Source organism: Streptomyces sp. NPDC047515 (assembly GCF_040643055.1).
In the GTDB taxonomy this organism is placed as follows: Bacteria; Actinomycetota; Actinomycetes; order Streptomycetales; family Streptomycetaceae; genus Streptomyces.
In genome coordinates, this window is the sequence record NZ_JBEYTM010000115.1 from 1 (window position 1) to 8601 (window position 8601).

Sequence of the window (8601 nt, forward strand, 5' to 3'; positions counted from 1 at the left end):
CCTCAGACAACACCAGCTCGGCCATCGGCCGCCCCATCTTCGCCATGGAAGCAGTCTACTTATTCAACGAATTCTCGGCGCAGGACACTAGGAGGAAAGTCCCGGTGCGGTGGCCGTCAAGGGAGCGGAAAAAGCCAGGACGGGGTGGCGGGGTAGCGAGGAACTTGGCTGTACGCCGACAATGCGGTCACCCTTCGCCGCCCGGGGGCCACCAAGCTCCCGGGCCGAACCGAGAGGACCGACCATCACTATGCGCAAGCCTCTCCTCGCCACCCTCACCGCCGTGGCCCTCGGTGCCGCCGCCTTGGTAGGCGCCACGGGCACCGCAGTCGCAGCACCCGACCGCGCGAGCGGGGCGACCCCCACTGCCGCGACGGCCGCCGTGCACCCTGACAGTACGCCCGCCTCGGTGACAGCCGCCTCCTTCGCCGGCACCGTGGCGCTCAGCAACTGCTCAGGCTCCCTGATCCGCATGCCGAACTCGCAAGCGACGGACCCGGGCCTGGTCATGACGAACGGCCACTGCCTCGAAACCGGCTTCCCGAGCGCGGGTCAGGTCATCACCAACCAGTCCTCCACCCGCAGCTTCACGCTGCTCAACGCCTCGGCCGGCACCGCCGGAACACTCAAGGCGAACAAAGTCGTCTACGCGACGATGACCGATACGGACGTCACGCTCTACCAACTGACCAAGACCTACGCCCAGATACAGCAGTCTACGGGAATCGCGCCGCTGACACTGTCCGCGACCCACCCGGTGCAGGGGCACGCGATCGACGTGGTCTCCGGCTACTGGAAGCGGGTCTACTCCTGCTCCGTCGACGGATTCGCGTACCGCCTGAAGGAGAGCCAGTGGACATGGAAGGACGCCGTCCGCTACACCCCGGGGTGCCAGATCATCGGGGGCACCTCGGGCTCCCCGGTCATCGACACGACGACCGGGCAGGTCACAGCGATCAACAACACCACCAACGAGAGCGGTGAAAGCTGCACCCTCGACAACCCCTGCGAGGTAGACGAGCAGGGGGCCGTCACCATCCGCAAGGGGATCGGATACGCCCAGGAGACCCACGGCATCCCCGCCTGTTTCACGACAGGCAACAAGCTCAACCTGTCGGCCACGGGCTGCACGCTTCCGAAGCCGACAACGGTATCGGCACGCTGAGTTGACGCTTGAGGGGGCAAGGGGAGCTCGTCCACGCACCGGCACTCCGGGGCCCCTCGCCCCCCGGACCGCCCGCCCGGCACCGGAGAGACGGGAACCCCCCGCCGGCCGTCGTCGACGGCCGGGCACAAGCTCGCCGAACGCACGGGTGCGCGAGCCGACAACGGCATAGCGCGGAGGGGCACCGGCACCGGCAAGCCCGCCGCCTGCCGGTGTCCTCCGTGTGCGTGGCTTCACTCGGGGGGCCGCGTCGCCGGGTCGCTCGCGTGAGGGCGGTTCGGGTGTGCCGCCGCGGCGGGGCCCCTGTCGGTTGAGCGGCGAAGCAGCGTGCAGGCCGGTTCCGCACGCCGAGGATCGCGGTCGTCTCGCAGCGGAGCCAGCCCTTGCGTACGAGCACACCTCCGCCCATCGGCGGGCGCGGTGTCGTACAGCGCCATGGAACGCCGCGGTGAACGGGGAGAGGCCGAAGAGGCGGCGAAGCCGCGGCCAAGGCCGTCCAGCGCCACCTCTGCGCCCTCGGCATGGGTGCCCAGGAGCGCGGGAAGCTCCGGCAAGGTCGGGGTGAGCAGCATGTCGTGAGCGTCGAAGTACCGTGCCAGGCTTCGAGCGACCCGGTTCCGGATCGCGAGAGCGGTGACGAACCGGGCGTCACCGACCTGCTGCCCGTAGCGGCAGCCGGCAAGGACAGGCGGCTCGGCGAGGAGCGGATGTCAGGGGTTGGTGCTCTGCGTCTGGTTGCCGTGAGGCCGATGCCCAGAAGGGCGGATGCACTGTAGATCGCGTTCATGGACATCCCCCAGCACGTCAGTGACCTGAATCCTGAAGTCGAGGACAGATAACTGCTCAACAGCTTTTGGGCCCAGCGCGAGAAGTTCCATTCCCTCCGTGTCCTCAGCCGGTCAGCATGGCCCGGCCATAGCCGCGAGGTGCCGGACTCCAGGGTACGGGCCTGCGGTTCGTCACCGTCGACTCCGAGGGCGGGTCGAGAGCCGGACTGGTCCCCCCGCGGCACCTACGGGCAAGCCTGTGCGGCTCGCCCGTACGCCGTGCGTTCAGCGGCTCAGAAGGCGGCACAGCCAGCGGAACCGGGTGTGACGGGCATCCCTCGCGATGTTGGTGTGAGGCGCCAGTTGATCGAAGCCGTGGAATCCGCCGGCCCAGACGTGCAGTTCGGCGTCACCGCCCGCTTGCCAGATACGCGTCGCGTACAGGACGTTCTCGTCGTGGTAGGTCTCCGCGGCACCGACGTCGACATAGGCGGGGGAAGCCCCGAGAGGTCCGCCGCGCTGGCCGCAGCGGCGTACGCGGAGAGGTGCGCACTCCCCCGGGCCCCACCGAGGAGAGAGGTCCGGCCCAGATCGTTGGCGTGCCGATCCCACACTCCGCGGCCCGCCATCTGGTGGGCGGGATCGACGGTGCCGGTGCCGCCGCGAGGAGTCCCGTCACCCGCACTGCTCATTTGGCTCCCCCCGCCCGCTGGATCGCCTGCGCCATGCAACATTCAACTGGAGAAGAAGTCACCACGACGGCCCGACCACACCTGGTGGATTTGTCCACGGGAACGGGCTCCGGCTCAGCTTTTGTGATGCGCCACTGTGAGTGACCGCCCCTCCGCTCCGGGGGAACCGTCGATGACACGATCACCGGGACCGGCACCCGTCGTCCGCCCGGCCAGCGGCTGCGCACGAGCCGAAGGGAATGCAGGGCAAGCCGATCGCAGGGTTCTTCCGCCGGGCCGGGGTGTCATGCTTCAGTCATGAGGACAGGGCGCCGAAGTCAGGCAGAGCGAGACGGGATCACGGTCGAGATCGGCTATGCGCTGCTCAGCGCATGTTTTCTCGCCACCGTCGTGTTCGCGGCGATTGCCGGCCCTGTTGTCGTCTGGCACCTTCCTCCCGCCCTCGACAAGTTCTTGCTGGTCACAGGAGCTTCGGTGGCGGGAATTCTTGGAGCTGTCCGTGTCGTTCATGTCCTGTGGCGACACGCGGGGCAGCACCGCTGACGCCGCTCCACCGGCGCTCGCTGGATCCACCGTCCCTCAGAGGGGGAAGGACCGTCCGGCTGTCGGACCGACGCGAGCCTGCCGAGCTTCACGGACAACTGACCTGACCGGCCCGGACACCGTCCGGACACGGTGGACAGCGATGCGCTGCCGCCCAAACGCAATGGGGCCCTTCCCGTAGAGTAGGAGGGTGTGCGGAAAGGGCCCCGCTGCGTTTCAGCCCGCAGCTACAGTCCGCGGTCCCTGTTCCAGCGGCTGATGTGCACGGCGTAGAAGACGTTGCCGATGCCCGCAGTGAGCATCAGCAGCCAGAAGTGGGCCCACAACGACTGGCGCCGTCGCCGCAGCCGGCCCGCTCCACCGGCGACCGCCGAAGCAGAGGCCGAAGAACTGACGCTGTTGTTGATGATGACCGTCGGAGGCTGCCCAACTACATGGGCAGGCTGCTGATCCGGAGCTGTCGTCATGGCGAGTCGGTCTCTCTGTGCGGTGTGCAAGAAGCGGACCGCGCAGTAGAGGCCCCCAACCGATCACCGGGCCGGAACCGCCTTCACTTCACCCGGTCGAGGAAGCCTGACTGTCACTGGGCAGGTCCTCTTCGGACGGGCGTTTGAGGTCCGTCCGCTCCCTCTGCCGAGGACGGCGTTCCAGCGCCCTGCCCCGTCGGGATCAGGGGCGGGCGCGCCGATGCTCGTGCTCGCCGGCAACGAAGCGCTCAGGGTTCAGCCCTGGGCCTCAGCCGGGGCGTTGACCGTGATCCAGGTATCGGGTGGCAGGTCTGGGCGACCCGGTACAGGCCTGCGTTCCTCGGTCCATGCGCCGCCGGCAATCTCGGTAGCAACGCGGCGCCAGAATCCGACTGCGGCGACATTGCTCTCCTGGAAGGCGACTTCCCATGGCCCCGGGTGCTTCGTCACGACCTCTTGAACGGCGCGCAGCCCGATCCCCGTCCTGCGTGCGCCACGGACCACGAAGAAGCTGCTCAGCACGCGCGTCGGAGCAGTCAGGCTGCGGACGAAAGCGAGACCAACAGGGGATGCGTCACTGGTCAGGAGATAGGGCGCCCAGTCGGCCTGCGTAAGTGCGGCTTGGAGCCGATCGCTCCGGAAGGTTCCGTCGGGGTTGGGCAGAACACCGCTGAACTCCGACATGTCGTGTCGGAACAGCAACCAGAGGCGCTCCAGGATCGGTTGGTCGGTCGCATCGGCGAGACGCGCAGATATGTCGGCCATGAATCTCCTTCATGTTGCGTGATTCCGTGGTGTTTGGGCTCGCGCGACTGCGGCAGGGGTGCGGTGATTGCCCGGTGCGTCCGTGGGCGGGCCCGGACATGAAAAAAGCCTCCCTGGCGGAGGCGAGGCCCGGCCGGGAAGGCTTGAGTACTGACAGGCAACTTATCATGTTCCCTGATGCGCCCCCGCCTTGTGGGGTCGGGACCGGCCGGGGCCGCTCGGTGACCAGCGCGCCGATCGCGGCACCGAGGCCCATCGGCTCGCATCTGTCGCATCGGCATCAGCGCCGACATCTCCCCCGCCTGCACTCGACCTTCTCCCGGCTGCGCCGCACGTTGGCCGGTATGCCGTTGCCAAGGACGGCGGACGGTCGGATGGTGCCGGCCGCGGACGTCTCTTGTTCCGTCCTCTAAAGCGGCGACGCAGGCTTTCGCCCGGGAGGGCCGGCCTGAGGCACGGGCGGTCGGGCCGGTTCGAGAATTTCTCCGGCTCGTCGACCACGAGCTGCAAGGTGGCGCTTGAGCATCCGCAGCTGTTTTGTCCGGGACTGCCTGGCGCGCGGGAGCACAATCCCGGTCAGCACCCGGTAGCTTCGGGTCGCCTCGGCGCGAGACACGTGATCTCGTACGCCTCGGCCACGTCCGGGTCCAGCATGAAGCCAGGGCCTGCGCAGCCACGATGAGCGCCTGGTCGAGCAGCTCGCCTCCCGCGCCCTGTCCCGGGGCAAGTACGAACGGGCGGTGCACGTCCAGCGCGACAAGGACGGGCGGATCGTCGGGGCCGGCGCCGAGGAGCGGGAGCCGGGCGACACCGAGGCCCCGCCGAGTCCGCGCTGCGTCGGGGGCCGGGGCGGTGGTATCGGTGTGTGCGCATGTGACCCCGCCTCTCCGGCTGGCAGCAGTCGACATCGACTGTGCCGGCCGGCACGAATCCGGCCCCGACCCGTGGTCCCCCGCGCACCCCCACCGGCCGGCAGCAGCCGAACGACCACCTTCGAATCGAGCCGGTGGATCCGGTGCCAGGCTGCCGTCGTCACCCAAGTGAAGGGCCGCTGCCTCGTTGCCGTTCGGGTCGGTGACCACACCGGCTCGCCACCCGCACGTGAGCGCCACGATCGGGTGATGCTGCGGCCCGACGGTTCGCGTCCGGAGTGTTGCGGCCGGACGAGGGACAAACGTCGTTACCTTCAGCTCCCGGGTCTTGCGGCTGTGTTCCTGACAGGCGCAGCTGTGATGAGCCGACCCGGTGCGCAGCGGGCCGTTTGCCGGCTCGACGAAGCACCGATCCGTCATGACGCGACGTCGCCGACAGGGCCGGTCCGTGCGCCGGCCTTCGCATGAAGGAGAGTCTGTGATCTCGAAAAGCAAGAGGGCCGTCCGTTCCATGGCCGTGGCGCTCGCCACAGCCGCCGCGTTCACCGTCACCGTGCCGAGCGGCAATGCCTTCGCCATCGACCACGTCCAATGTGTGGGCGGCGAGAACTTCTTGAAGATCTGGTCGCACCTCGACGGCCGTCAGAGCGTCGACTGCTACGCGAACGCCGGAAAGACCGACTTCGGCGGGTGGTGGATCGACCGGATCTCCACGGGCAACAACGACCTGATCTACTACGACGCCAACGGTGACTCGGTGAAGATCGAGCGCTGGCACGACATCACCTTCCCGAACCAGCCGCCGAGGGTCGTCGCCATCCAGATCCTGTGACACGTTGACATCCGGTTGCCCCGGGAATGGTCGGCCGGTCACGCCCTTGCGGGTGTGACCGGCATCGGCATGTGCCGCAGGCCAGTCATGCCGCGGTCGACCAGAGTGCCTTGTTGGAAGAAAACTTCACCTCGGCCCGTCAGCGGCCAAGTTCAGTTCGGCACGAACTCGGCAGGGTTCGGCATCCGGACTCGGTGGCCGCAGTCCGGGCGGAGTCCGGCGGGCTGAGGATTGCAGGCGGCCCAGCCGGTTCAGCTCATTGACACCTGCCCGCGCGCTCGCACCGTCGGGAAACGGGTGGGGTATCCGACGTGCTGCCGGATGTCGCCGTAGAAGCCGTCGTTGTCCCATGAGCTGCCCGAGCCGGCGGAGATCGGACGGTGTGGCGGGTGGTCCTGCCCCGCTCGTGGCGCGCCCAGGACGCGGGGGGCCGGCGGGCGGTATCGGTGTCCGGTCGTCGGCGATAACTCATGGATAAGGGTGCCGCCTAACTTCAATACCGGTGACTTTGCTGGTACTGGCTCGTTGAGTTGGTGTGCCAAGGCCAGGACAGTTGAAGGTAGTTGAGGGCGATCGGTTTTCGGATCGCATCGCTCTGGGAGTGCTCACGCGTGCATTTCCGCCGGAGTTGGTGGATGAGGTGGTGGCGGGGTGCGGACGCACTGAGGAACGTCGGCGCCTGCTTCCCGCGAGGGTGGTGATGTATTTCGTGCTGGCGATGTGCCTGTTCTCGGGGCAGAGGTATGAGGAAGTCGGACGGCTTCTCACGCAGGGCCTGGAGCGGGAACGCCGGTGGTCGAAGACGTGGCGGGTGCCCACCAGCGGGGCGATCGGACGGGCCCGGTTGCGGCTGGGGGCGGAACCGGTGAAGGCGTTGTTCGCCCGGGTCTGCCGGCCCGTGGCGGTTTTGGCGACGCCGGGAGCGTGGTTTCGGGGTCTGCGGTTGGTGTCGGTGGACGGGACGACCTTCGACCTTCCCGATACGCAGGCGAACGCCGCGTTCTTCGGGCGGCCGGGAACGGGGCGTGGTCAGGGCAGGAGTGCGTATCCGCAGGCCAGGGCCGTGGCCCTGGTCGAGTGCGGTACCCATGCCGTGTTCGCCGCTGAGGTCGCGCCGTTGAATGTGCACGAGACGGTTCTGGCCCGCCGCCTGTTCCCGTCGCTGACCAGGGGAATGCTGCTTCTGGCGGATCGGGGCTTCCTCGGCTTCGACCTGTGGCGGGCCGCCGCGGCGACCGGCGCGGACCTGCTGTGGCGGGTCAAGAGCAACGCGGTCCTGCCCGTGGTGACCGCGCTGCCCGACGGCTCGTACCTGTCAGAGATCGTTGCCGCCCGGGACAGGAACCGGTCCGACCCGGCACCGGTCCGCGTCATCGAATACACCCTGGGTCCACGTGGAGAGGGCACCGTCTACCGGCTGGTCACCACACTCCTGGACCCGGCCACCGCACCGGCCACGGAACTGGCCGCCCTTTACGCCGAGCGTTGGGAGATCGAGACCACCCTCGATGAGATCAAGACCCACCTGGGCGGACCCGGATTCGTCCTGCGCTCCCAGCATCCGGCCGGGGTCGAGCAGGAGATCTTCGCGTTCCTCCTTGTGCACCACGCGCTACGCGACCTCATGCACCAGGCCGCCCGGCGGAGAGGATCCGGACCGGATGTCCTTCACCCGCACCTTGCGCGTCGTCCGCCGGCAGACCACCAGCCAGGCGGGATTTTCCCCCTCCCGGCTCACCCGAGCACTGAAGCAGACCCTGCGTGAAATCACTGAACGTCTCCTGGAACCACGGCGGTTACGGTCCAACCCGCGAGTGATCAAACGCAAAATGTCCAACTGGGCACTCAAACGCACCGAACACAACAACCCGCCTCGCCCGGACGTCCCCGTCGTCACTCTCGTCGAACCCACCAAAACGGCCCCAAACCCACGGATGAAGTCCTAAAGCGCCGATATTGCGCCTAACTTCGGATTCCATGCAGGAGGCTCAGTGCGTTGTGGCAAACCGGATCTCGTTCGAAGCCTGCGGTGCGGGTGATCATTCGGACAGAGATGCCGGTGTGGTCGTGGGCATGAAGAAACGGGCCCCTTGGTAGTGACGTGGTTGTTGAGGCCGGTCACGAGCAAGGAGACCCGTTGTCCGATGAGTTGACCATCCCTGCTGTACCTGCGTCTACCGCGGTCACCCCTGGGTGTGACTGCTACGTGCACCGGTTCGGTTCGATCGCTCCGGGGCGGCGGGCGGGCTGCTATCCGAGTGACATGACGGATGCGGAGTGGGCCGAGGTCCGCTCCGCGATGCCGGTGCCGGCCTGGCTGCTCAAGCAGGGTGGGCGTCCGGAGGCGTACTGCCACCGCGAGATGCTTGACGCTGTGCGCTACCTGGTCGACAACGGCGTCATGTGGATGGCCCTGCCGGTCGACTTTCCGTACTGGCGGGCCGTCTACGACTTCTTCCGTCGCTGGCGGGCCTGCGACTACGTGCGTGAACTGCACG

Annotated in this window: 6 protein-coding genes and 4 pseudogenes; 5 read left to right on the plus strand and 5 right to left on the minus strand. The window is 67.8% G+C overall.

What is annotated here, in order from left to right:
- Positions 1-250 precede the first annotated feature (250 nt).
- A complete protein-coding gene (locus ABZ826_RS38210) occupies positions 251-1165 on the plus strand; it encodes a serine protease (protein WP_361459051.1) in 915 nt (304 codons plus the stop codon).
- Between the two features lie 485 nt (positions 1166-1650).
- Here the strand turns inward: ABZ826_RS38210 and ABZ826_RS38215 are convergent.
- Positions 1651-1860: pseudogene (locus tag ABZ826_RS38215) on the minus strand (amidase); the annotation flags it as partial.
- A gap of 357 nt (positions 1861-2217) precedes the next feature.
- A pseudogene (locus tag ABZ826_RS38220) lies at positions 2218-2570 on the minus strand (alpha/beta hydrolase fold domain-containing protein); the annotation flags it as partial.
- A gap of 351 nt (positions 2571-2921) precedes the next feature.
- Between ABZ826_RS38220 and ABZ826_RS38225 the strand changes: the two are divergent.
- Positions 2922-3167: a DUF6332 family protein gene (locus ABZ826_RS38225; protein ID WP_361459053.1), complete on the plus strand. Its 246-nt coding sequence runs from the start codon at positions 2922-2924 to the stop codon at positions 3165-3167.
- Positions 3168-3394: 227 nt separating this feature from the next.
- Here the strand turns inward: ABZ826_RS38225 and ABZ826_RS38230 are convergent, their stop codons facing one another.
- Positions 3395-3634 (minus strand): hypothetical protein, encoded by a 240-nt coding sequence (locus ABZ826_RS38230; protein ID WP_361459055.1) that lies wholly within the window; start codon positions 3632-3634, stop codon positions 3395-3397.
- Between the two features lie 255 nt (positions 3635-3889).
- Positions 3890-4399, minus strand: a complete 510-nt coding sequence (locus tag ABZ826_RS38235; protein WP_361459057.1) for a GNAT family N-acetyltransferase — start codon at positions 4397-4399, stop codon at positions 3890-3892.
- A 1350-nt stretch (positions 4400-5749) separates the two neighbouring features.
- Between ABZ826_RS38235 and ABZ826_RS38240 the strand changes: the two genes are divergently transcribed.
- Positions 5750-6103 (plus strand): beta/gamma crystallin domain-containing protein, encoded by a 354-nt coding sequence (locus ABZ826_RS38240; protein WP_361459059.1) that lies wholly within the window; start codon positions 5750-5752, stop codon positions 6101-6103.
- 222 nt (positions 6104-6325) lie between these two features.
- On the opposite strand, the pseudogene ABZ826_RS38245 reads toward ABZ826_RS38240, so the two are convergent.
- A pseudogene (locus tag ABZ826_RS38245) lies at positions 6326-6468 on the minus strand (cutinase); the annotation flags it as partial.
- Positions 6469-6638: 170 nt separating this feature from the next.
- Here ABZ826_RS38245 and ABZ826_RS38250 point away from each other — a divergent pair.
- Together ABZ826_RS38250 and ABZ826_RS38255 are read left to right on the plus strand one after the other, a co-directional pair.
- Positions 6639-7830, plus strand: a pseudogene (locus ABZ826_RS38250) (IS4 family transposase); the annotation flags it as partial.
- A gap of 479 nt (positions 7831-8309) precedes the next feature.
- Positions 8310-8601: transposase (locus ABZ826_RS38255; protein WP_361459061.1), on the plus strand; the 292-nt coding region annotated here is incomplete at its 3' end.

Excerpts from the sequence above, each read along its gene's own strand:
- ABZ826_RS38230 (WP_361459055.1), bottom strand. The coding sequence starts at position 3,634 with ATGACGACAGCTCCGGATCAGCAGCCTGCCCATGTAGTTGGGCAGCCT.
- ABZ826_RS38225 (WP_361459053.1), top strand. The coding sequence starts at position 2,922 with ATGAGGACAGGGCGCCGAAGTCAGGCAGAGCGAGACGGGATCACGGTC.
- ABZ826_RS38210 (WP_361459051.1), top strand. The coding sequence starts at position 251 with ATGCGCAAGCCTCTCCTCGCCACCCTCACCGCCGTGGCCCTCGGTGCC.
- ABZ826_RS38235 (WP_361459057.1), bottom strand. The coding sequence starts at position 4,399 with ATGGCCGACATATCTGCGCGTCTCGCCGATGCGACCGACCAACCGATC.